This window comes from Jeotgalibaca sp. A127, assembly GCF_052266745.1.
Taxonomy (GTDB): domain Bacteria; phylum Bacillota; class Bacilli; order Lactobacillales; family Aerococcaceae; genus Jeotgalibaca.
On record NZ_JBQPRC010000004.1, the window covers coordinates 112010 to 136651 of the forward strand.

Below are 24642 nucleotides of genomic sequence, written 5' to 3' on the forward strand. Positions count from 1 at the left end.
CGCACCCTCGTGACGTTAGACGTGAGTCGTTCGGATATATATAAAAACACAGTTTCTATTTCTTTTTTATCTGAAATCTTGTAATATAATATAATGAACAGTTTCTTAAAGAAGGAGGAGATTAAATGACTACTGGAGCTTGGATATTTATTGTTATAATAGGAATCCTTCTAGGCGCAGTTGGCGGATTTTTCTTGGCACGTCGTTATATGATGAATTATTTCCAAGAAAACCCACCAATTTCTGAAGATATGCTACGTGGCATGATGATGCAAATGGGCCAAAAACCATCAGAACGTAAAGTTAAGCAAATCATGGCATCAATGAAAGCACAATCTAAATCAACAAACAAAAAGAATAAAAAATAATTTCAAAAAAGAAGTGATGGAACCCATCACTTCTTTTTATATTCGTGCTTAAATTGTGGATTGATTTTCTTGTCCAGGGTTTCAAATGCTTTTTCTAGCTGATTATCTATTTCAGCCATTTGTTCTTTTGAAAGCCTGCCTTCCGGAATGTGAATCGGTTCAGCAAAACGGACATATGCCTTTTGGCGGGAGATAAGCTGCCCGAATGTAAATGGTCCTTGGTAAACAACTGGCACTATCGGAACTTTGGCCAAACGGGCAATGGTTGCTGTACCACCTTTAACTTCAGAATCATAGCGTGTGCCTGTAGAGAAAATAAAAAAGTTTAATTTTCCTTCTTTCAGGACTGATACTGGATGCTTTATAGCGCTTGGACCAGGATTTTCCCGGTCAACTGGAAAAGCATGCATTTTCCTCAAAAATTTATCGGCAAACTTATTTTTGAATAGCTCTTTTTTGGCCATCGTCGTATATTTATGAGGAAAGGCGGCAATGGCAATAAATACTGGATCCAACCAACTGCGGTGGGGTGCTGCTAAAACATAAGTGCGGTCGCTAGGTAAATTTTCGTTATTTTGAACATGGATCCGACCATTTAATATTAAAAGTATAAATTTAACGATATGAATGACAGTGTTATAAAACATCAGGGAATACCTCCAAAATTAATGAATTGTTTCTAGTATGCGCTATTTAACTGTGTATTTCAAGACAGAATAATGGTGCTTTTTCGACAAGGGAATTAACACCCGAATATTCATCATAAAAAAATAATATTTTCGCTAAGATATTGCTTGCATTTTTTTATGGACCTTGTATAATTGATTACGGTGCTTAAGCACTAAATTTCACACCTTAGTTGATATGAGAGTGGGTGCTTCTCACGGGAGTCACTTTTTTAGGAGATACTAGGGGAGGAAAAATAAAAACCAAAATGGAGGAAACAAATCATGGCAGTTATCTCAATGAAACAATTGCTTGAAGCAGGTGTTCACTTCGGTCACCAGACACGTCGTTGGAACCCAAAAATGAAACAATATATCTTTACAGAAAGAAACGGAATCTACATCATTGACTTACAAAAGACAGTGAAATTGGTAGACAATGCTTACAATTATATGCGTAATGTTGCTGAAGACGGCGGCGTTGCTCTTTTCGTAGGTACTAAAAAACAAGCGCAAGATTCAATTAAAGACGAAGCTATCCGTTCTGGTCAATACTTCGTTAACCACCGTTGGTTAGGTGGAACTTTGACTAACTGGGATACAATCCAAAAACGTATCAAACGTTTGAAAGCTATTGAAAAAATGGCTGAAGACGGAACTTTCGACGTACTTCCTAAAAAAGAAGTAGGTATCTTGGTTAAAGAACAAGAACGTCTAGAAAAATTCTTGGGTGGTATTAAAGATATGCCAAGAATCCCAGATGTAATGTTCATCGTTGACCCAAGAAAAGAAAGAATTGCTGTTCAAGAAGCTCATAAATTGAACATTCCTATTGTTGCTATGGTTGATACAAACTGTGATCCAGATGAAATTGATGTTGTTATCCCATCTAACGACGATGCAATTCGTGCAGTTAAATTAATTACTGCTAAGATGGCTGATGCTTTCATCGAAGGTAATCAAGGTGCAGACCAAGAAGTAGAAGAAGCATTTGCTTCTAAAGCTGATGAAGCAACTTCATTAGAAGAAATCGTAGAAGTTGTTGAAGGCGACAACGCTAACGCTTAAGCCTTTTAACGATTTAACAAGATGAAACCAAATGGCTGTCTCATAAATAAGAAAGATATTGCAGCAAAAGCCAGCATCTCTCTATTTTTGGGACAGCTTTTTATATGAAAACACATATAACAGGAGGAACTTATAAAATGGCACAAATATCTGCAAAATTAGTTAAAGAATTACGTGATATGACTGGCGTTGGTATGATGGACGCTAAAAGAGCTCTAGTTGCTGTTGAAGGCGACATGGAAGCAGCAGTAGATTACCTGCGTGAAAACGGATTGGCAAAAGCTGCTAAAAAAGCGGACCGCATTGCGGCTGAAGGTTTGACAAACGTTGCAGTTAACGGTAACACAGCTGTTATTGTTGAAATCAATGCTGAAACAGACTTCGTAGCTAAAAACGACCAATTCCAAGGTTTGGTTAAATCTGTAACTGAATTGTTGGCAGCTAACAAACCGGCTGATGTAGAAGCAGCTTTAGCTCTACCTACTGAAGAAGGCACATTGAATGAAACAATCCAAACAGCGACAACAAAAATCGGAGAAAAAATCTCTCTACGTCGTTTTGAAATCGTTGAAAAAACTGATTCTCAAGCATTTGGCGCTTACCTACACCAAGGTGGACGTATTTCTGTATTGACAGTAGTTGAAGGTGCAGACGAAGAAACAGCTAAAGATGTTGCGATGCACGTAGCTGCTATCAACCCTAAATATGTATCTCGTGATCAAGTTCCTGCAGAAGAAATCGAGCATGAAAAGAAAGTTCTTACAGAACAAGCTTTGAATGAAGGCAAACCAGCTAACATCGTTGAAAAAATGATTGTTGGACGTTTGAACAAATTCTTGGCTGAAATTTCATTAAACGACCAACCATTTGTTAAAGATCCAGATGCTACTGTAGCAAAATTTGTTGAATCTAAAAATGGTTCTGTATTGTCATTCATTCGTTTCGAAGTAGGCGAAGGTCTAGAGAAACGTCAAGAAAACTTTGCAGAAGAAGTAATGAGCCAAATTAAAAAATAATGGTCTTTATGAGTAGCCTGGGGCAAATGTCTCAGGCTCTCTCAATATATAGTTGGAAAAAGATTTCTGAACTTATCAATGGAGGATAGAATTATCATGGGTCAACCAAAATATAAACGCGTCATTTTAAAGTTAAGCGGTGAAGCCTTGGCCGGTGAGTTAGGTTTCGGAATCAATCCACCGGTTATCAAAGAGATGGTTAAAGAAATCAAGGAAATTCATAAACTTGGTATCGAAATCGCAATTATCGTCGGTGGTGGAAATATCTGGCGTGGCACTACAGGTGCTGAAATGGGTATGGAACGCGCACAAGCTGATTATATGGGGATGTTGGCGACGGTAATGAACTCGTTGGCACTACAAGATGTACTTGAAAATGAAGGTGTTCCTACACGTGTACAAACTTCAATTGAAATGCGTCAAGTAGCAGAACCATATATCCGTAGAAAAGCAATGCGCCATTTGGAAAAAGGTAGAGTTGTTATTTTTGCAGGTGGAACGGGCAATCCATATTTTTCAACAGATACTACAGCTGCTTTACGTGCAGCAGAAATTGACGCTGATGTCATCTTGATGGCCAAAAATAACGTGGATGGCGTTTATTCAGCTGATCCAAGAAAAGATGAGAATGCAGTCAAATTTACTGAGTTAACTCATTTGGATGTTATTTCAAAAGGTTTACAAGTAATGGATTCAACTGCAAGTTCATTGAGCATGGATAATGATATTCCTTTAGTTGTCTTTAATATGAATGTACCAGGCAATATTCTTCGTGTTATAATGGGCGAAGAGATTGGCACAACTGTTAGGGGGAATAAATAGTCATGAAAGATATTTTAAATAATGCATCTGATCGGATGAAAAAAGCAGAAGCATCACTAGAACGTGAACTGGGTTCAATTCGTGCCGGCGTTGCTAATGCTAGCCTTTTGGATCGGATTGAAGTTGAATATTATGGTGCTCCAACACCAGTTAATCAACTTGCATCCGTGAATGTTCCGGAAGCCAGAATGTTAACCATCACACCATACGATAAATCAGTTTTATCTGATATCGAACGTGCAATTTACCAAAGCGATTTGGGAATCAGCCCAACGAATGATGGCACATTGATTCGTTTGGTTATTCCTGCATTGACTGAAGAAAGAAGAAAAGAACTAGCTAAGCTCGTAGGGAAAAATAGCGAGAATGCTAAAATTGCTGTGCGTAATATTCGTCGTGATGCTATTGACGCTTTGAAAAAAGCTGAAAAAAGTGGCGATATTACTGAGGATGAGCTACACACTCATGAGAAAAAGGTTCAAGAATTGACGGATGCAAGTACGAAACGTATTGACGAAATTGCAGCTAACAAGGAAAAAGAATTGTTAGATAAATAACCTCGAGCCTAAAGCCTGGTCTAAAACCAGGCTTTTTTCTTTGGATTTATCATTTATGGTGTTGATAGGTATTTTTATCGGAAATCCCGAAGGTAGTTCCTTCACCAACTCCAAACAACCAAAAACCTTTTCTTAGTGACACAATTTAAGGAACAAATAATATATTCTTGGTTGGTAAACAGGTGATTGTTTGCTAAAATGAAATGAGTTAACTAGTTGAAAGTAGGTACAGAGATATGGCTTTTTTTGAAAAAAAGAAAACCTACCCGTTTGATAAAGAAGGGTTAATTCCTTCCCATATAGCTATCATCATGGATGGCAATGGCAGATGGGCAAAAAAACGTATGATGCCGCGAGTATTTGGGCACAAAGAGGGAATGAATACTGTAAAAAAAATTGCCCTACATGCGGATAAACTTGGCGTTAAGGTTTTGACACTATATGCTTTTTCGACCGAAAATTGGAAACGTCCCGAGGAAGAAGTATCCTTCCTGATGAACTTGCCAATTGACTTCTTCGATGTTTTTATGCCGGAATTAATTGAAAATAATATTCGGGTGAATGCAATTGGGTGGGGGGAACAACTACCGGCAAGTACTAAAGAAAAGGTCATGCAGGCCGTTGATCAGACTAAAGACAACACCGGTATGATCTTAAACTTCGCTTTAAATTACGGCTCTCGTCAAGAAATTACACAAGTGGTAAAGAAAGCAGCTGAAAAAGTATCCTCAAAGGAAATAGACTTGGATGATATTACTGAAGATTACATCTCTAATGAATTGTTTACGGGGCAGCTTGGGGAAAATCGTGATCCCGAACTCATGATTAGAACAAGTGGTGAAGTGCGAATCAGTAACTTTCTTCTTTGGCAGATTGCTTATAGTGAATTGTACTTTACGGAAGAATTTTGGCCCGATTTTACTGCTGAATCCCTAGAAAAAGCTATAGCAGATTATCAACATCGCCATCGCCGTTATGGCGGATTGTGAGGTGGAATATGAAAACTAGAGTTATTACTGCATTAATGGCTTTTGTAATTTTTATACCGATTGTTTGGTATGGTTCGTGGCCGCTTCTGATCGGTACCCTGATTTTGGGTATTATAGGGCTGTCTGAAATATTTTCAATGAAAAAAATTCCATTTTTCAGTTTGATAGGATTATTTACGACCTTCATTACTATTTTGATTATGCTACCGACAGAATATTTAACGTTTATGTTGGATGGTCTCGGTATTTGGCATGTATATTTTGTTTATGCCATGTCTTTGTTGGTCATGACTGTTTTATCAAACAATACTTTTACATTTGATGATGCCGGGGTATTCTTGTTATCATCATTGTATATTGGAACGGGATTCCATTATTTTTATGAAACGGCTAAGATTGGATTTCTGATGGTGATGTTCGTGATGTCCATTATTTGGGCAACAGATATTGGTGCTTATTTGATAGGCATGCGTTTCGGAAAAAATAAGTTAGCACCTATTATCAGTCCCAACAAATCCATTGAAGGAGCAATAGGTGGTGTTGTTACTGCCGTTCTTGTTTCATTAATTTTCATTCAATTTTATAATCCATTAAATTTTTCAGTCCCTATTGTTATCTTGATTGCTGTCCTTTTATCAATTGTAGGACAATTAGGCGACTTAACTGAATCAGCTTATAAACGGTATTTCGGTGTCAAAGACTCCGGTAAAATATTACCAGGACATGGCGGAATTTTAGACCGATTTGACAGTACATTGTTTGTAATGCCACTGTTCCAGATTATTCTGCATTTCGTTCACTGAGCTTAGATAGATAGGATGTGCTTTTTTTGTTACAAACAATTCTGATATTCTTGATTATATTTAGTATCTTGGTGATTATCCATGAATTTGGACATTTCTACTTTGCAAAAAAAGCCGGGATTTTAGTACGCGAATTCGCAATTGGAATGGGTCCAAAAATCTTTTCACATCGGAAAAATGGCACCACATATACTGTACGCTTATTACCATTGGGTGGATATGTGCGAATGGCCGGATACGGTGATGATGAGACTGAGTTAAGAGCCGGGATGCTTGTCAAAATTCTGCTCGATCAAAATGAGAGAATCACTCATATTGACTTAAGTGATAAAGAACAATTGGAGGGCGTGCCGATGGAACTTATCGGTTATGACCTTGACGAAACAATGTATCTTGAAGGAAATGTTCCCGGCAAGGACGGGCTCGTTCGTTATACCGTCAACCGTGATGCACTCATTACAGAGGCAGATGGTACCCAAGTGCAGGTTGCCCCATTGGATGTACAATTCCAATCGGCGCCACTTGGCAAGAGGATGATGACAAACTTTGCAGGTCCCATGAACAATTTTATTTTAGGGATTATTGTGTATACCATCCTTGCTTTTGCCCAGGGTGGGGTAGCAGTTAACGACAGCATCTTGGGTGAAATTGAAGCCGACAGTCCCGCTGCTACTGCAGGTTTGGCTCGGGGTGACCGCATTGAGTCAGTAAATGGAGAAGAGATTTCAACATGGATCCAGCTCGTTCAAAATATTCAAGCTAATCCTGAAGAAGAAGTGGAATTGCTTGTTCAACCCGTGGAAGGGGGAGCAGTCGAAACGGTGACTGTTGTTCCTGAAAAACAAACGGCTGAAGATGGAACCGAGTACGGCCAGTTAGGCGTTTATCAAGCATTTGATACTTCTTTTCAAGCCAAAATAGTATCCGGTTTTGTTCAAACCTGGACGATTATCACATCTATCTTTGGCTTAGTGGCTTCAATGTTTACGAAAGGATTTAATATCAATGCTTTTGGTGGTCCGTTGGCAATCTATGCGGCTACTGAAGAAGTTGCGAGTTACGGATTTTTGAGTATTGTCAGCTTTCTAGGCTATTTAAGTGTGAATTTGGGTACCGTCAATCTACTCCCAATCCCAGCTTTGGATGGAGGTAAACTTCTTCTTAATGTGATAGAAGGCGTACGAGGAAAACCATTAGAACCAGAAAAAGAAGGAATTATTACTTTTGTGGGAGTCATCTTGCTTCTTATGTTGATGGTATTAATTACTTGGAATGATATCCAGCGCTTCTTTTTTGGATAATAAATAACAGAGAAATTCAAAGATTTCGATTCGATTTCTTTGGATTTCTCTTGGTTTTTGATAGGAAAGTAGGTTAGTGAGTGTGAATAAAAAAGAACTGTTTCAAACGTTAATCGAACAAATCAACCTTCATCATGTTCCGGAATACCAACCATATTTGGTTGATGCTGCGGTTGAACAAGTTTTGGTTTATAAAAAAGAAAAACAATGGATTTTTATTTTGGAATTCAATGATATTTTGCCTTTCGAAATTTTCCAGGATTTATTGAACCGTTTAAAAACAGCATTTAAACATGTAGCAACGGTCGACGTGCGCATTAAAACACGTCAGCCACTTCTTACAGATGAAAAAATTGCTGATTATTGGCAAATTGCAGTGGAGAGAAGTAATATTTCTTCACCAGTCGTTAGCGATATACTGCGTAAAAATGCGCCTAAAATAGCAAATAACAGTGTGACATTGACGCTCGCAAATGAAATTACGCAAAACCATTTGAAAGATAACTATTTAGGAATTATCCAACAAAACTTCAATGTTTTAGGTTTTCCAGAATTCCGTATTCAAGTTGATATAAATAAAGAAGCCTCAGAAATGATGCATCAACAATATATGGAACGCAAGCAAGAGCAAGAAGAGTTACTGATTCGTCAAGCGGAACAAAATTTAGCTAATCAAGAAGCAGTTCAAAATAAGCGTAATGAAAATGGCGGAGAGAGTGGCCCGATTCAACTGGGAAATCGCATCCCTGATAAAGAAGAAATCCGCCAGATGATTACCATAACGGAAGAAGAACGCTCTGTTGTAGTGCAAGGTAATATTTTCGATAGTGAAATCCGAGAATTGCGATCAGGAAGAAAATTATTGGTCTTCAAAGTTACAGACTATTCTTCTTCCTTCAGTATCAAAATGTTTTCCAACAATGAACAAGACGAGATGACCTTTGAAAAAATAAAAAAAGGCAAGTGGGTTAAAGTACGTGGGAACGTCCAGGAAGACACCTTCATGCGTGACTTGGTTATTAACGCCCGTGATGTGAACGAGGTTAAAGTTCCAGAACGTACAGACCGTGCCCCAGAAGAAGAAAAAAGGGTTGAATTACATTTACATTCCAACATGAGCCAGATGGACGCCACTAATTCAATCAGTGATTTGGTTGCTCAAGCAGGTAAATGGGGACATAAAGCAATCGCCATAACCGACCACGCTGGTGCTCAGGCATATCCAGATGCCCATGCGGCAGGGAAAAAACATGGCGTGAAGATTCTCTATGGGATTGAAGCAAATATTGTGGATGATGGTGTTCCGGTAGCGTATAATCCAGCCCACCGTGAATTATCAGAAGATACTTACGTCGTTTATGACGTTGAGACCACCGGCTTATCTGCTGTTTATGATTCCATTATCGAGTTGGCAGCTGTAAAGATGTACAAAGGAAATGTCATTGACACTTTTGAAGCGTTTGTAAATCCAGGCGTTCCTCTATCACAACTTATTATTAACCTGACCGGTATTACCGACAGTATGCTCCGAGATGCTCCATCTGAAGCAGAAGTCATACCAAAATTCCGGGAATTCTGTGGTGATGCAGTGTTGGTCGCCCATAACGCATCTTTTGATATGGGCTTTTTAAATAAAGGCTACGAACGATCAGGTTTTCCTGAAGCGACCAACCCTGTAATTGATACGTTAGAATTATCTCGTTTCTTGCACCCCCAATTGAAATCTCATCGTTTGAACACATTGGCCAAGAAATACAATGTCAATCTGGAGCAGCATCACCGGGCGGTATTTGATGCGGAGACAACCGGCCATCTGTGCTGGATATTCCTAAAAGAAGCGAAAGACGACCATAATATCACCTATCATGATGAGTTGAACATTGGAGTGGGAAGAGGAGATTCTTATAAACAAGCCCGTCCGTTCCATGCCACCATTTTAGCTAAAAATCAGGCAGGGTTAAAAGAACTCTTTAAGTTAATCAGCGCTTCAAGTGTTCAATACTTCTACCGCACGGCACGTATTCCACGAAGTTTATTGATAGATCATCGGGAAAACTTGTTGGTTGGTTCTGCTTGTAGCAATGGTGAAATTTTCGAAGCCATGATGCAAAAAGGGAAAGACGAAGCACTTGAAAAAGCAAAATTTTATGATTACATCGAAGTGATGCCAAAAGGAGTTTATAAACCGTTAATCGAAAGAGAATTAGTCAAAAATGAATCTGACTTGGAAGAAATTATCAGCGAACTCGTGGCTATTGGTAAAGAATTGAACAAACCGGTTGTTGCAACTGGAAATGTTCATTACTTAAACCGGGAAGATGCCATTTATCGCGAGATTCTTTTAGGTTCCTTGAAAATTAATCAAGGGAAAACCTTGAATTTACCTGAAGCGCATTTCAGAACCACTGATGAAATGTTAAATGATTTCAATTTTCTTGGAGCGGATGTCGCCAAGGAAATAGTTGTGACCAATACCAATAAATTGGCAGATGCAATTGAAGAAGTAACACCTATTAAAAGTGAACTATACACCCCCAATATCGAAGGTGCCAATGATGAGATCAGAAAACTCTCCTACGATGAAGCGAAACGGCTGTATGGCGAAAAACTGCCGGAAATCGTTGAAAAACGACTTGAGAAAGAACTTAAGAGTATTATCGGTAACGGTTTTGCCGTAATTTATCTGATTTCCCAAAAACTCGTTCTCAAGAGTAATCAGGATGGCTACTTGGTAGGATCACGGGGGTCTGTAGGATCGAGTTTCGTCGCTACGATGACCGGAATTACGGAAGTTAATCCACTACCGCCGCACTATCGTTGCCCCAATTGCCATTACAATCATTTTATCCAAGATGGTTCAATTGGTTCTGGGTATGACCTTGAAGAAAAACCCTGTCCTGAATGTGGCACCTATATGGATCGCGATGGCCATGATATTCCGTTTGAAACGTTTTTAGGTTTTTATGGAGACAAGGTTCCTGATATCGATTTAAACTTCTCTGGTGAGTATCAAGCCAAAGCCCATGCTTACACAAAATTACTTTTTGGCGAGGACTATGTGTATCGGGCAGGAACTATCGGAACCGTAGCTGACAAAACTGCATATGGTTATGTTAAAGGCTATGAGCGGGACCATGGTAAGCACTACTCCTCAGCAGAAATCGATCGATTGGCCAAAGGATTTACCGGCGTAAAACGTACGACTGGGCAACATCCTGGCGGGATTATTGTTATACCCGACTATATGGACGTATATGATTTCACACCCATTCAATTTCCAGCAGATGACCAAAAGTCGGAATGGAAAACGACTCACTTTGATTTCCATTCGATTCATGATAACGTATTAAAACTCGATATACTGGGCCATGATGATCCGACCATGATTCGTATGCTTCAAGATTTATCAGGAATAGATCCACAGACCATACCACCAAACGATCCTGAAGTCATGAAAATATTCAGCGGTACGGATGTATTGGGAGTAACCCCAGAACAAATATTCAGTAACACGGGTACGTTGGGAGTTCCGGAATTTGGAACACGTTTCGTTCGAGGGATGTTAGAGCAAACGAAACCATCTACTTTTGCAGAGTTACTCCAAATTTCTGGTTTGTCCCATGGTACGGACGTTTATTTAGGTAATGCGGAAGTACTGATCCGGGAAAATAACATTCCGTTGGCTAATGTTATCGGTTGTCGGGACGACATCATGGTTTACTTGATTTATCACGGATTAGAAGATGGTTTAGCCTTTAAAATCATGGAAAGTGTTCGTAAAGGCAAGGGGATTCCAAACGAATGGCAAGCGGAAATGCGTGCGAAAGAAATACCGGAATGGTATATTGAATCATGTCTGAAGATAAAGTACATGTTTCCTAAAGCCCATGCGGCTGCTTATGTATTGATGGCACTGCGGGTAGCGTATTTCAAGGTGCATGATCCGATTCTCTACTATGCAGCTTATTTCTCAGTCCGGGCTTACGACTTCGACTTGGTAGCAATGTCCCAAGGAAAAGAAACTATCAAAGTTAAAATGAAAGAAATCATGGACAAAGGTTTGGATGCTTCGGTCAAGGAAAAGAGTCTCTTGACAGTTTTGGAAATCGCCAATGAAATGGTTGAACGTGGCTTTACTTTTAAAATGGTTGATATTGAAAAGTCGGACGCAAAGAATTTCTTGATTGAAGGGGACAGTTTGATTGCACCGTTTCGTGCCATTAACGGGTTGGGTGAGAACGTGGCTAAACAAATTGTTCAAGCGCGTGAAGAGCAACCCTTCTTATCGAAAGAAGATTTAGCGACCAGAGGTAAAGTATCCAAAACAATTATTGATTACATGGATGAGAATGGCGTCTTAACCGGTTTACCAGACGAAAACCAATTATCACTGTTTGATTTTTAATTACAAGAGAGCTGAATAGCGGTTTTCTTGCATTTCAAGCATTTCTGGTGTATGATTAGTAAAGAAATAAACTTTGGAGGGAGTGAGCGGAAACGCTCGCTCTTTTTAACGCAATCGACCATTTTTTGGAAAGTTTGTTGATATTAAAGGGAGGGTTTTTGTGAGCCGAGTAATTGATATTGTAAAAGAAGTAGTCTCACCAATCGTTGACAGTCATAATTTTGAACTTGTAGACATTGAATTTTTGAAAGAAGGCAAAAATTGGTTTTTACGTGTATACATTGACAAACCAGGCGGAATTGACATAGAAGAATGTGCTTTGGTGAGTGAACAATTGAGTGAAAAAATGGATAAGATGGATCCAGATCCAATTCCACAAGCCTATTTCTTGGAGGTATCCTCGCCTGGCGCAGAGCGTCCTTTAAAAACAGAAGATGATTTCATAAAAGCAATCGGGGAATACGTTCATCTTTCTTACTATCAAGCAATTGAAGGTGAAAAATTCCATGAAGGCACGCTTCTATCTGTTACTGATGAAACAGTAGAATTAGAAATCATGATAAAAACACGCAAAAAAGTAATCGCAATTCCTCGTGAAAAAATTGCAAAAGCGCGTTTGGCAATCAAATTTTAATGATGGAGTAAGGAGTGAAATAGAGAATGAATAAAGAGATGCTGACTGCTCTTGATATCTTAGAAAAAGAAAAGGGAATCTCTAAAGAGATTGTGACCAGCGCTTTGGAGGCTGCACTTGTATCTGCCTACAAACGTAACTACGGTCAAGCACAAAACGTGGAAGTTCTTTTCAATACTGATTCTGGTGATATCCATGTATATTCCGTTAAAGAAGTAGTTGAAATGGTATTCGATTCAACTCTGGAAGTTGGGCTTGAAGAAGCATTAACTATTAATAAAGCATATGAAATAGGCGATAAAATTCGTTTTGAAGTAACACCTAAGGACTTTGGCCGTATTGCAGCCCAAACAGCGAAACAAGTAATTATGCAACGTATCCGTGAAGCAGAACGCAGTATCGTATATGATGAATTCATCGCATATGAGAATGACATCTTGAATGGTGTTGTAGAACGTCAGGATTCCCGTTATATTTATGTTAACCTTGGGAAAATTGAGGCGGTACTAGCAAAGCAAGAACAAATACCTGGAGAAGTTTACCAAGCTCATGACCGTATTAAGGTCTATATCACTAAGGTAGAAAATACTTCTAAAGGACCTCAAGTATTCGTAAGTAGAAGTCATCCAGACTTGCTAAAGCGTTTGTTTGAACAAGAAATCCCTGAAATTTACGATGGTGTTGTTGAAATTGTTTCTATTGCCCGTGAAGCAGGAGATCGTTCCAAGGTCGCAGTAAGATCTCGTGACGAAAACGTAGATCCAGTCGGTACATGTGTAGGACCACGTGGTCAACGTGTTCAAGCAATTGTTAATGAACTTCGTGGCGAAAATATGGATATCGTTGAATGGAGTGAAGATCCAGCAACCTATATCGGTAATGCTCTGAATCCAGCCCAAGTTATTCAGGTTGATTTCCACCCAGAAAACAATAGCTGTACTGTTGTGGTTCCAGACTATCAATTATCATTAGCTATTGGTAAAAAAGGACAAAACGCACGTTTAGCTGCTAAGCTGACAGGCTTCAAAATCGATATTAAATCTGAGACAGACTACAATCGTATGTTGATTGACTCCGAAATCGCAGTTGCAGCAACCGAAGACTTTGTTGAAGAGTTAGAAGAGCTGACTGAAGCAGAACAAATTCTTGAAAACGATGAAATCGGTGAAAATATTATGGACGCTGATGACGTTGAAGAACAGATTGCAGAAGTAGAATTGGATCCAGAACAAGACTATAATGAATTGTTGGATGAATCCGAACAATAAGAGGTGACGACTCATGAAGAAGAAAAAAATTCCAATGCGCCGTTGCATTGTTTCTAACGAGATGAAGCCAAAGAAAGAAATGCTTCGCATTGTTAAAACACCTGAAGGTGAATTGGCGATTGATCCGTCTGGAAAGAAAAACGGGCGTGGAGCATATGTTTCAATGGAACCGGAGTTAGTTGAAAAAGCCAGAAAAAATCGTCTTTTTGATAAACAGTTCGACATGACAGTCACTGATGAATTCTATCAAGAACTCTATGACTATGTTGAGCATCAAAAGGCTAGGAGCTTACTAAAATGACACCACAAGAAAAACAATTAAACCTTTTAGGTTTAGCTGTTAAAGCAGGAAAATTGATCACTGGTGAGGAATTAACCATCAAATCAATCCAACGAAACGAAGCAAAACTTGTTATTGTTGCTAGTAATGCAAGTGACAATACCAGGGAAAAATTAATAAATAAATGTAAGTATTATAATGTTCCACTAGATATTTCTTTTACCACTGACGAAATCAGTGCAGCAATTGGAAAAAGCCGTTCGATTTGCGCCTTTACTGAAAAGGGTTTTGCGGGCAGTTATCTAAAACTGAAAGGAACGAATAATATGAAATAAGGATGGTGAAGACATGGGTAGTAAGAGGGTCTACGAATTTGCCAAAGAGCACAAAATGTCCAGTAAGGATGTTATGCAAAAAGCAAAAGAAGTTGGAATCAACTTTCAAAGCCATATGTCAATAATAGGAGATGAGGAAATTAATAAGATGAATAAAGCAATGAATAATAAGAGCGAGGGTTCAGGTCAACCCAATAAGAATTCCCAACCAAAACAAGGCCAAGGGAACCAAAAGCCAAGTCGGCCAGCAAGTAGCACGAACAAAACACAAACATCAAGACCAGCTAATAATACGAATAAACCTCAAACGAGTCGTCCAAGTTCTGGAGATGCAAAAACAACAGACACCAACCGTAATAAAAAGCCAGCCGCTAATCGTGCCCCACAAGGCCAAGGTCAAGGTCAAAACCGGAGCCAAGGTGGTGGCGGTTATAAAGGTTCAAAAGGCGGCTATAATAAACGTGGCCGTAATAAAAACCGTAAAGTTAGCAGCACGCCTAAAGCGCCAATGCCACAACGTAAATTCCGTGAGTTGCCAGAAGTGTTTGTCTACACTGAAGGCATGAACATCCAAGATGTCGCAAAAAAACTTCACCGTGAACCGGCTGAAATTATCAAAAAATTGTTCATGATGGGCATTGTGGCAACACAAAACCAACCATTGGATGCTAATACACTAGAATTAATTGCTACAGATTATGGTATTGAAGCGGAAGAGAAAATCGAAGTTGATATTTCTGATTTAGCGGTTCATTTTGAAAGTGAAAATGACGAAGATGAACTAGTAACACGTCCACCAGTTGTCACAATTATGGGACACGTTGACCATGGTAAAACAACTTTGCTGGATTCGTTGCGTAATACCAAAGTGAGTTTAAGTGAAGCTGGCGGTATCACACAACATATCGGAGCTTACCAAGTAGAAATCGATGGTAAACCAATTACATTCCTGGATACACCTGGTCACGCGGCCTTTACGACGATGCGTGCGCGTGGAGCAGATGTTACAGATATCACGATTATTGTTGTGGCAGCCGATGATGGTGTGATGCCTCAAACAATCGAAGCAATCAATCATGCTAAAGCAGCAAATGTTCCAATCATCGTGGCAGTGAACAAAATCGATAAGCCTACAGCTAATCCAGACCGTGTAATGCAAGAATTATCAGAACATGGTTTGATTCCTGAAGCTTGGGGTGGCGACACTATCTTCGTAAATATTTCAGCTAAATTTGGTCAAGGTATCGAGGATTTGCTTGAAATGATTGTGTTGGTTGCTGAAGTGCAAGAATTGAAAGCAAATCCATCTCGGTTAGCTGTTGGTAGTGTAATCGAAGCACGTTTAGATAAATCCAAAGGACCTATTTCAACTGTACTTGTACAACAAGGAACACTGAAGATTGGGGATCCAATCGTTGTCGGAAATACATTCGGACGTGTTCGGGTTATGGTCAACGATCAAGGTCGTCGTGTTAAAATTGCAACACCATCAACCCCCGTTGAAATCACTGGTTTAAACGAAGCGCCCCAAGCAGGTGACTTGTTTGCAGTGTTCGAAGATGAGAAAACAGCTCGTGCGGTTGGGGAAGAAAGAGCAAAACGTGCACAATTAGAATCACGTTCTAAACAAAACCGTGTCACAATTGATAACTTGTTCTCAAGCTTGAGCGAAGGTGAATTGAAAGAAGTTGCTGTTATCATCAAGGCGGACGTACAAGGTTCCGTTGAAGCACTTGCAGGTAGTTTGCAAAAAATTGAGGTAGAAGGTGTACGTGTTCGTATCATTCACTCAGCCGTAGGTGCAATCAACGAGAGCGATGTTACATTAGCAGCCGCAAGTAATGCTATTATCATCGGTTTCAATGTTCGTCCAACACCACAAGCTAAAATTCAAGCAGATCAAGAAAGTGTAGATATTCGCCTACACCGTATTATCTATAATGCTATCGATGAAATCGAAACAGCTATGAAAGGGATGCTTGATCCTGAGTATGAAGAAAAAATTACCGGTCAAGTTCAGATTCGTGAAACATTTACTGTTTCTAAAGTTGGAACAATCGGTGGTGGATTCGTAACTGATGGTGTCATTAAACGGAGCAGTAAAGTGCGTGTCATTCGTGATAACATTGTAATTTATGATGGTGAACTAGCAAGCTTGAAACGCTTCAAGGATGATGTCCGTGAAGTGAAAAATGGTTTCGAGTGTGGTTTGATGGTTGAGAATTACAACGATATTAGAGTTGACGACGTGATTGAAGCGTACGAAATGGTAGAAATCGTAAGAAAATAATCCGTTTTGTCTAGGAGTGAAAAAAATGGCTAATTACAGAGCTGGAAGAATCAAACAAGAAATTCTTCGCGAAGTGAATGACATTTTGAAAAAGAATGTTAAAGATCCGCGTGTTCAGGACGTAACATTAACAGATGCTGAAGTAACAGGAGATTTACAAATTGCTACCTTGTACTACAGCACATTGAGCGATTTGGCAAGTGAGCGTCAAAAAGTCCAAACAGGGCTAGAAAAAGCAACTGGCCTCATTCGTAAAGAATTAGGCTCGCGCTTATCTGTTTATCGGACACCTGAACTCATCTTCAAACGGGATGAATCCGTCGACTACGGTAATCGTATCGAAGAATTAATCCGTAAAATGAAAGATGAAGAACTTGATTAAATAATTGATTAAAGGACTGGAGAAATCCGGTCCTTTTTGTTTTGCCTCTCGCTTCTATGCTAAAATAGAGGTCAAAGAAAGCATTTTTGGAAAGAGGTTGATGATGTGAGCCTGCAATTTATAATCGGTCCTCAAACCGCAAATAAGCGGGAATCTTATATCAAAGAAATAAAAGCGATAATGAACGAAAAGCCGGAAGCGAAATTCTTCATTATCGTACCGGAGCATGCAAAGTTCGAAGGAGAAATGACCATTCTCGAAGACCTATGGAATCTGGATACATCTGCGAATTCTTCTTTTATGGGTTCTATTAATCTTCAGGTTTTTAGTTTTAGTCGGTTAGCTTGGTACTTTTTGAAGGATGAGCAAATCTTTCAAAAGAAACAACTCAGCGATGCTGGGATGGCGATGTTGTTACGAAAAATACTGTTGGAAAATCGGGAGGAATTAGTTTTATTCCGGAAAGAAGTCGATAAAAAAGGCTTTATAGAACAACTGATTAATCTTTTTAAAGAGTTTTTAGCCGGGAATATAACCACGGATGATTTGCAACAATCAATTCATAGCGAAGAGACAACTGTTAAGTTGTTAGATCAAAAAACAAAAATCAGTGAATTGATTATGTTGTATCAAATGTTTGTTTCAGAGATGAATAAGAATGATTATATCCGCTATGAAATAATTCAAGAGGAAATGGTTAAGGAAATTTATCGGAATGATTTGACCGATACCTACATTTATATTGATGGCTACTATTATTTTTCGGCTCGGGAAAAAGATATCATATTGGCTTTCTTGGAAAAAACAACAAAAGTCAGTATCGTTATGGATTTAGATAAACCTTATACTGAAAGTCCCCCGGATATGCATCAGTTGTTTTATGTCGCAGGAAAAACGTATTATCAAATGTACCAATTTGCACGCAACAACAATATCCAAGTTTTACTTGATAAACGCGTTCCTGCCAAGGAAAATGGCTACACTGCAGGTTTCGTGGAACTCGATGCGTATTGGAGAGACACAACTTCGGGAAGCAGACAAAACAATCGTGTTGAAGAACAAAATAAAGAAATAAGAGATATCTTGGAGGTTTGGGCATGTGATTCCAAGCAAGCCGAGATATTTCATGTAGCCAATCGTATTAATCAGTTGGTTAAGGATGAGGGGTATCGTTATCGTGATTTTTTGATTCTTTCCAGGCGGGTAGAAGATTACGAAACGATTTTGAAACCACTCTTTAATCGGGCAGAATTACCCGTCTTTTATGATAAGGCTGAGGAGATGCGACACCATCCCTTTACAGACTTTATCGATACGCTATTCCGGATTCGTGTGAATTATTGGCGCTATCCCGATATGATGCGCCTCCTGCGGACTGAATTACTCGTACCCCATGAAACAACTCCTGAAGTTTTCCGTGACTGGGTAGACAGAACGGAAAATATCCTTCTTGCTTATGGTTTTGAAGGGAATGCGTGGTTTAACAAGAATGATTGGCAAGCGCATATCTTTCAAGAGGAAGAATTACAAGTTGAAGATGAAATGGACTTATTTAAAGAAGCAAACCAAATTAAGAACTTCCTGCAATCAACTCTGTTGCCATTCTATCAAAAGGTAAATAAAATCAAAACCGGTCGTGATGCAGCAACTTTGCTATACATGTTTTTAGTTGAAAATGGTATTGATAAACAGATCCTTCATTGGCGGGATCAAGCCATTGAAAAAAACCATTTGGAAAAAGCCCGTCAACATGAACAGCTATGGCAGACTTTTAATACGATTTTAGATGAGTATGTGGAGACATTGGGAGATTATCCTTTTGATGAAGCAACTTTCCACGATATTTTAATGACTGGTTTTGAAACGGCTACTTACAGTATTGTTCCGCCGACCTTGGATGAAGTGGTCTTCTCAAGCATTGAAGGAGCCAGATTCAAGCCAGAAAAAATTGTTTTCTTGATAGGTGTTACCCAGGAAAATCTGCCTCGCATCTATGAGAATAAGACGTTGTTAACAGAAGAAGAACGGCAGTTGATTCAGTCAAATTTAGGTGAAGAGATAAATAAACACTTGAATTTGTCAGTATCGGAATCGACAGCCAGTGAACCATACGTTGCTTATCAAGCTTTTTTATCCGCAACTGAAAAAATATTCGTCACTTATCCGTTGAGCATTGACGGAAATAATCGCATCTCGAAATTATCTCCCTATGTGGCTCGAATAGCTTCAGATGCTGGAGTTACGGTGCAACATAGAGCTGCTAACGTAACTGAAGCTCACTATCCGATTAATTTTGTAGGCTCGAAAATCCAAAATATCGGTCAATTGGTTCAACTGTTACGTGAACAATTCATTTCCCAGGCAAAAATGCCCCTGCTTTGGCGACATATATTATCCTATTTGTATAAAGATGAAAGCATCCAGGAGAATCTGAAGCGTGTTTTTGCAAGTTTGAAATACAAAAACGTACCTGCCCAATTGACCCCGGAAATAGCTGAAGCCCTATATGGGAAGAATCTTTACTTATCTGTATCGCAATTGGAAAGCTATTATCTGGATTCTTACAGCCATTTCTTAAAATATGGCTTACGCATTAAAGAACGGCAAAAATATGAATTGAACAATGCAGGAACAGGCGAGTTTTACCACGAGGCTTTGGAACATGTTGTGAGCGAAATCCGTGGCCAAAAAGAGTTAAGCCCACAAGAATTAAATAAGTTGACCACGCGAATATTAGAAAATCTGTATGGCACTTATAAGTATGAAATACTGTCCAGTTCTAATCGCATGCAATTTATCCGTGATCAATTATCGGAAACAATTCAAAGGATGGCATATGTCATCAGTAATCAGCGGGCTAAAACGACTTTCGAAAATCTGAGAACAGAGGCTGTTTTTGGAATAGCAAGCGGAAAAGAGATGTTAAAAGGCATCCAGTTCCCGCTCAAAGGCGGGCGTTCCATCAACATCCGCGGAAAAATTGACCGAATCGACCGGGTAAAAACAGAAGATAAGCAGTTCCTGACTGTTTTGGACTATAAATCGAGTAAGCATGCTTTTGATTTTTCAGAAGCTTACTACGGCCTAGCCATGCAGATGATAACCTATTTAGATGTTGCCATGGTAAATGCTTCCCAGCTCGTTGAAGGAGAAGCAACACCGGCCGGAGCATTTTATCTGCATATCCAAAATCCATACCTGAAAGTAACAGATCAACCCACAGAAAGCGAATTAGCAGAATCACTTATGGCTAATAGCAAATTAAAAGGACTTTTGATTGCTGATAAAGAAATGACCGAGCAAATGGATCCGCATGTTAATGAAGGGGAAAGCTCATTAGTTTTGCCTTTTAAATACAAGAAAGACGGTAGTTTTGCAAAAGTGGCGGATTTAGTGGCGGCCGATGAATTGGAGCTTTTAATCTTGAACAACCGCCGACGCATTGTAGAAGCTGGGGAAAATATTTTATCCGGTGAACTGAAAATGAATCCAATCAAGGATAAATTGTTTATTCCAACCGTACAGGGACCTTACCGGGCTATTTCACAGTTCGACAGTACACTGCGCGAAAACAAATACCGTCGAATAGAGAAATTAGATAAAAATACTGTTTTGAATCGTCTTCGTGAAGAGTTAATAAAAGAGGAAGAGGAGGGATCTGATAATGGCAATGATACCGCCAAAAACAGCAAATGATCGTTTTACTGATGAACAATGGCAAGCTATTTATCAAACCGGGGATAATTTATTAGTCGCTGCCTCAGCAGGTTCGGGTAAAACGACAGTTTTGGTTCAAAGAATCATTGAAAAAATAAAAAATGGTGTCAACGTCGATGAACTGTTGGTCGTGACATTTACGGAATCAGCAGCTGTTGAAATGAAAGAGCGTATCAGGATTGCCATTCAAAAAGCCATTAATCAAGCCGTTGATGATGACCAGTATCGGCACCTATTGCGCCAAACAACCTTATTGCCACAAGCGAATATCAGTACCATTCATGCTTTTTGTTTGAAAGTCATCCAAAGGTTTTTTTATCTGATTGATGTGGACCCCGTTTTTCGCATCATGGCAGACACTATTGAAGTTGAGATGTTGAAGGAAGATGTCTGGGAAGAGTTAAAAGAAGAATTATATGCCGATTTCAGTACGGATTTTCGTCACTTGTCCAAGGCTTATTCAAGTGAACGAAATGATGAGGGTCTGAAGGACTTAATCTTCTCATTGTATAATTTTTCCCGGGCGAATCCGGAACCTGCTTTATGGCTGGATCACATGGGACAATTATATGATGTAGAGAATGGCCTGGAGCAAAGCAAACTCTATCAAACGCTTTTAAAACCTCAAATTGAACAGGAATTGTTGGGTATCATTTACGATTGCAACCAAGCGATTCATTTGGGCGGTGAGGCCGATGAGACGGCAGTCCAAAGACAACTACTAGAAAATGAAAAGAATGCCATAGAGGCCGTTTTTGAGGCCATCAGACAAGATGATTACCAATCGGCATATGAGAATATTTCAAACCTATCTTTTAAAACCTGGCGAAGTGCTACCAAGAAAAATGAAACGTACAGAGAAACAATCAATTTTATGAAGAATTTGCGTGACAAATACAAAAAATCCATCCAAAAACTTCAAGAAAATTTCTTTATTCGTTCGCGTGAGAACCACGAAAAATTAATATTTGAAACGAAACCTTTTGTAGATGAGATGGCACGCGTCACTAAATTATTCAATCGGGCTTATTGGGAGAAGAAGCTGTCTGGAAATACGCTTGATTTTAATGACTTGGAACATTTAACCTTGGAAATACTCATGCCCTTAAAAGAGGGTAAAAGACAACCAAGTGAAGCAAGTCTTTATTACCGGAATAAATTCTCTGAGGTTTTAATTGATGAATACCAAGATGTCAATAAGCTTCAAGAAAGTATCCTATATGGGGTAACACGCCACCATCCAGAAACGGAAAACTTATTTATGGTGGGAGATGTGAAGCAATCGATTTATGCCTTCCGTTTGGCAGACCCAAGCTTATTCTTGAAAAAATACGAAGATTTTGCTACATCAAAAAAGGGTGAGCGTATCATCTTGGCCGAAAATTTCCGCTCACGGGATGATGTCATTTCTTTTACTAACTTTATCTTCAAACAGCTTATGGATAAGCAGGTCGGTCAAATGGATTATGACCACCTGGCCGAATTAAAACAAGGGAATCTTTCATTCCCAGAAACAGATAGCTGTCAAACCGAGGTCTTGATTTACCTTAAAGGTGAAGGCTCAGTGGATACAAGTAACGACAATGAAACAACCATTCAAGCCGATCCAGAAAGTATCTATGAAATAGATGACAAAGCAACGGGTGAAATTACGATGGTTGCACAAAAAATAAGGGATTTGATGGAAGCCAAAACAGAGATTTATGATAAAGAAGCTAAAGGAAACCGGGTAATATCTTACAAAGATATCGTATTATTAACGCCAACCAAAAAAAATAATCTGCTTATTTTGGAAACCTTCAAGGAATATGGTATTCCCGTGGTGCTTAATGACTCACAGAGTTTCTTCCAGCGGACAGAAATTTCCACTATCTTATCTGTCCTGAAAGTAATCGATAACCCAAGACAAGATATCCCACTTGTAGCAGTTTTGCGGTCTCCGATTGTTGGCTTAAATGAGAGGCAATTGGCAAGTATCCGTTTAACGGAGCCAAACGGTGATTTTTATGAGGCGGTTGAAACATATCTGGGTGGCTCCAATGAGAAGCAAAACTTTGAGGAAAGGGACACTCATCGTAAATTGAGCCGCTTTATGGAGCAATTGCGTGCTTGGCGAACTTTCACGAAACAAGATAATTTAGTAAACCTCATTTGGCGCATATACGAGGATACACTTTTTTTGGATTACGTAGGCGGTATGGCGGCCGGAAAACAAAGAGTTGCGAACTTGCATGCCCTTTATGAACGCGCCCAAAAGTTTGAAGCTACCAACTTTAAAGGTTTGTTCCAATTCATTCGTTTTATCGAGCGTATTCAAGATCGCGATCAAGATTTAGCGGAACCGACAACGTTCAGTGAGGATGAGGATGCCGTCCGTATTATGACGATCCATGCCAGCAAAGGGTTGGAATTCCCGATTGTATTTGTTTTGGATATGTCAAAGCGGTTCAATAAGAAGGATATCCAGGGGAAATACGTTTTCTCTGAAAAATATGGAATTGGGACCGATTATTTCGATGTTGAAAATCGTCTTCAATATGTCTCACTAGCTCGGATTGCTCTTGCAAATGAAAAAGAGAAGAATATGATTGCCGAAGAAATGCGTAAGCTCTATGTCGCTTTGACGCGGGCCGAACAAAAATTATACTTGGTTGGAACTTATGACACAGAAGAAAAAATGTGGCAAGAATGGTCTGCTGTCGATGAATCCAGAGAAACAGTCATGCCTAACCACTTACGCCTACAAGCGAGTAATATGATGAAGTGGGTAGGTTTAGCTCTTTACCGTCATGGAAGCGTAAATCCTGATGCATTTTCCAAGCAATATAGGGGCGAATTATCTGTTGAGCCGGTTAAATTTAAGGTTTCAACCCAAAGTGAAGGGGATATATTGGGAAATATACTGACTGTTAACCTGGAGGAAGAAAAAGACGTCGATGGAACAATCAAGGATTTGGCCGAAGTACCAACAGGCAAGGAGATACTGAAAGAATACAAACTGGCTAAAAATTTGATGGAAGCCACGTATCCAAACCAAGCTGCGACATACACAACCAGTTACCAATCCGTATCAGAAATCAAACGTTTATTTGAAGACCCAGATCAAAGTCAATTATTACAAGTTGATTTTGAAAGACAAAACAATCCGGGAAGATACGTCGAACCAGACTTTCCACGACCAAGTTTCTTGCAACAAGTAAGGCAGCCAACCAATGCTGAAATCGGAACAGCGGTCCATTATGTCATGCAACACGTGGACTTGGATACGCCCATTTCCGATGCATCTATCTCGCTATTGATTCAACAATTGATGACTGCAGAAGCCATTGATGAAAACGTGGCACGAAGAATCGATGGAACAATCATCAGTGGCTTTTTCCAAACAGAACTAGGGCAGCGCATTTTATCTGATCACGAAAAGGTCCATCGTGAAATTCCCTTTACAATGTTAATGAAAGCGGGCAATCTCTTTGAGGGAATAGACAAGAATGGTGACGATAACCTCTTGATTCATGGGATTATGGATGGTTTCATTGAATATGAAAATCATATTGTCCTGTTTGACTTCAAAACGGATTATGTCGGGAATAATCTTGATCAGCTGATTAATAAATATCGTGGTCAGATGATTGTCTACCGGGAAGCACTAGAAGAAATAAAAAAGAAAAAAGTAACTGAAACTTATCTTTGCTTACTCAACACCCAACAGAATATTTTAGTAGATTAGAAAAACAGCCCCGGA

The 24642-nt window shown here is 39.3% G+C and carries 18 protein-coding genes; 17 read left to right on the forward strand and 1 reads right to left on the reverse strand.

The features are described from left to right. Window positions 1–125 precede the first annotated feature (125 nt). Window positions 126–368 (forward strand): YneF family protein, encoded by a 243-nt coding sequence (locus ACTVAI_RS06165; RefSeq protein WP_443474282.1) that lies wholly within the window; start codon window positions 126–128, stop codon window positions 366–368. A 26-nt stretch (window positions 369–394) separates the two neighbouring features. Here ACTVAI_RS06165 and ACTVAI_RS06170 read toward each other — a convergent pair whose 3' ends face one another. Further along, window positions 395–1015: a lysophospholipid acyltransferase family protein gene (locus ACTVAI_RS06170; protein WP_443474283.1), complete on the reverse strand. Its 621-nt coding sequence runs from the start codon at window positions 1013–1015 to the stop codon at window positions 395–397. 303 nt (window positions 1016–1318) lie between these two features. Here ACTVAI_RS06170 and rpsB point away from each other — a divergent pair, with 303 nt between their 5' ends. From rpsB to addA, 16 genes are all read left to right on the forward strand, one after another. Next, window positions 1319–2101 (forward strand): 30S ribosomal protein S2, encoded by a 783-nt coding sequence (gene rpsB / locus ACTVAI_RS06175; protein WP_443474284.1) that lies wholly within the window; start codon window positions 1319–1321, stop codon window positions 2099–2101. Between the two features lie 137 nt (window positions 2102–2238). Then, entirely contained in the window at window positions 2239–3117 is an 879-nt protein-coding gene (gene tsf, locus ACTVAI_RS06180) for a translation elongation factor Ts (RefSeq protein WP_443474285.1), read from the forward strand. Window positions 3118–3213: 96 nt separating this feature from the next. After that, entirely contained in the window at window positions 3214–3939 is a 726-nt protein-coding gene (gene pyrH, locus ACTVAI_RS06185) for a UMP kinase (protein ID WP_443474286.1), read from the forward strand. 2 nt (window positions 3940–3941) lie between these two features. Next, window positions 3942–4496, forward strand: a complete 555-nt coding sequence (gene frr, locus ACTVAI_RS06190; protein ID WP_443474287.1) for a ribosome recycling factor — start codon at window positions 3942–3944, stop codon at window positions 4494–4496. A gap of 236 nt (window positions 4497–4732) precedes the next feature. Continuing rightward, complete coding sequence (locus ACTVAI_RS06195; protein ID WP_443474288.1) at window positions 4733–5485, forward strand: isoprenyl transferase; 753 nt, start codon at window positions 4733–4735, stop codon at window positions 5483–5485. A gap of 8 nt (window positions 5486–5493) precedes the next feature. After that, on the forward strand, window positions 5494–6288 hold the full coding sequence (locus ACTVAI_RS06200) for a phosphatidate cytidylyltransferase (protein WP_443474289.1): 795 nt from the start codon (window positions 5494–5496) through the stop codon (window positions 6286–6288). A 26-nt stretch (window positions 6289–6314) separates the two neighbouring features. After that, a complete protein-coding gene (gene rseP, locus ACTVAI_RS06205) occupies window positions 6315–7589 on the forward strand; it encodes an RIP metalloprotease RseP (RefSeq protein ID WP_443474290.1) in 1275 nt (424 codons plus the stop codon). Between the two features lie 82 nt (window positions 7590–7671). Further along, the gene (locus tag ACTVAI_RS06210) at window positions 7672–11994 is read left to right on the forward strand and encodes a PolC-type DNA polymerase III (protein ID WP_443486228.1); all 4323 of its coding nucleotides are present in this window, start codon (window positions 7672–7674) and stop codon (window positions 11992–11994) included. A gap of 160 nt (window positions 11995–12154) precedes the next feature. Beyond that, window positions 12155–12628, forward strand: coding sequence for a ribosome maturation factor RimP (gene rimP / locus ACTVAI_RS06215; RefSeq protein WP_443474292.1), 474 nt, complete (start codon window positions 12155–12157; stop codon window positions 12626–12628). A 26-nt stretch (window positions 12629–12654) separates the two neighbouring features. After that, window positions 12655–13896, forward strand: coding sequence for a transcription termination factor NusA (gene nusA, locus ACTVAI_RS06220; protein WP_443474293.1), 1242 nt, complete (start codon window positions 12655–12657; stop codon window positions 13894–13896). A 13-nt stretch (window positions 13897–13909) separates the two neighbouring features. Further along, a complete protein-coding gene (rnpM, locus tag ACTVAI_RS06225; protein ID WP_443474294.1) occupies window positions 13910–14197 on the forward strand; it encodes an RNase P modulator RnpM in 288 nt (95 codons plus the stop codon). Beyond that, window positions 14194–14511: a L7Ae/L30e/S12e/Gadd45 family ribosomal protein gene (locus ACTVAI_RS06230; RefSeq protein ID WP_443486170.1), complete on the forward strand. Its 318-nt coding sequence runs from the start codon at window positions 14194–14196 to the stop codon at window positions 14509–14511. Before rnpM ends, ACTVAI_RS06230 begins: the two co-directional genes overlap by 4 nt. 13 nt (window positions 14512–14524) lie before the next feature. After that, the gene (infB, locus tag ACTVAI_RS06235; RefSeq protein WP_443486171.1) at window positions 14525–16801 is read left to right on the forward strand and encodes a translation initiation factor IF-2; all 2277 of its coding nucleotides are present in this window, start codon (window positions 14525–14527) and stop codon (window positions 16799–16801) included. 25 nt (window positions 16802–16826) lie between these two features. Continuing rightward, the gene (gene rbfA, locus ACTVAI_RS06240; protein ID WP_443474297.1) at window positions 16827–17183 is read left to right on the forward strand and encodes a 30S ribosome-binding factor RbfA; all 357 of its coding nucleotides are present in this window, start codon (window positions 16827–16829) and stop codon (window positions 17181–17183) included. A gap of 105 nt (window positions 17184–17288) precedes the next feature. Beyond that, on the forward strand, window positions 17289–20879 hold the full coding sequence (locus ACTVAI_RS06245; protein WP_443486172.1) for a PD-(D/E)XK nuclease family protein: 3591 nt from the start codon (window positions 17289–17291) through the stop codon (window positions 20877–20879). Continuing rightward, window positions 20848–24627 carry a helicase-exonuclease AddAB subunit AddA gene (addA, locus tag ACTVAI_RS06250; protein ID WP_443486173.1) on the forward strand — a complete coding sequence of 1260 codons (3780 nt, stop codon included), beginning with the start codon at window positions 20848–20850 and terminating at the stop codon, window positions 24625–24627. Before ACTVAI_RS06245 ends, addA begins: the two co-directional genes overlap by 32 nt. The last annotated feature ends 15 nt before the right edge of the window (window positions 24628–24642 follow it).

What these genes read in the sequence shown, in the direction of transcription:
- ACTVAI_RS06165 (WP_443474282.1), top strand. Translation starts at nt 126, where the DNA reads ATGACTACTGGAGCTTGGATATTTATTGTTATAATAGGAATCCTTCTA.
- ACTVAI_RS06170 (WP_443474283.1), bottom strand. Translation starts at nt 1,015, where the DNA reads ATGTTTTATAACACTGTCATTCATATCGTTAAATTTATACTTTTAATA.
- rpsB (WP_443474284.1), top strand. Translation starts at nt 1,319, where the DNA reads ATGGCAGTTATCTCAATGAAACAATTGCTTGAAGCAGGTGTTCACTTC.
- tsf (WP_443474285.1), top strand. Translation starts at nt 2,239, where the DNA reads ATGGCACAAATATCTGCAAAATTAGTTAAAGAATTACGTGATATGACT.
- pyrH (WP_443474286.1), top strand. Translation starts at nt 3,214, where the DNA reads ATGGGTCAACCAAAATATAAACGCGTCATTTTAAAGTTAAGCGGTGAA.
- frr (WP_443474287.1), top strand. Translation starts at nt 3,942, where the DNA reads ATGAAAGATATTTTAAATAATGCATCTGATCGGATGAAAAAAGCAGAA.
- ACTVAI_RS06195 (WP_443474288.1), top strand. Translation starts at nt 4,733, where the DNA reads ATGGCTTTTTTTGAAAAAAAGAAAACCTACCCGTTTGATAAAGAAGGG.
- ACTVAI_RS06200 (WP_443474289.1), top strand. Translation starts at nt 5,494, where the DNA reads ATGAAAACTAGAGTTATTACTGCATTAATGGCTTTTGTAATTTTTATA.
- nusA (WP_443474293.1), top strand. Translation starts at nt 12,655, where the DNA reads ATGAATAAAGAGATGCTGACTGCTCTTGATATCTTAGAAAAAGAAAAG.
- rnpM (WP_443474294.1), top strand. Translation starts at nt 13,910, where the DNA reads ATGAAGAAGAAAAAAATTCCAATGCGCCGTTGCATTGTTTCTAACGAG.
- ACTVAI_RS06230 (WP_443486170.1), top strand. Translation starts at nt 14,194, where the DNA reads ATGACACCACAAGAAAAACAATTAAACCTTTTAGGTTTAGCTGTTAAA.
- infB (WP_443486171.1), top strand. Translation starts at nt 14,525, where the DNA reads ATGGGTAGTAAGAGGGTCTACGAATTTGCCAAAGAGCACAAAATGTCC.
- rbfA (WP_443474297.1), top strand. Translation starts at nt 16,827, where the DNA reads ATGGCTAATTACAGAGCTGGAAGAATCAAACAAGAAATTCTTCGCGAA.
- addA (WP_443486173.1), top strand. Translation starts at nt 20,848, where the DNA reads ATGGCAATGATACCGCCAAAAACAGCAAATGATCGTTTTACTGATGAA.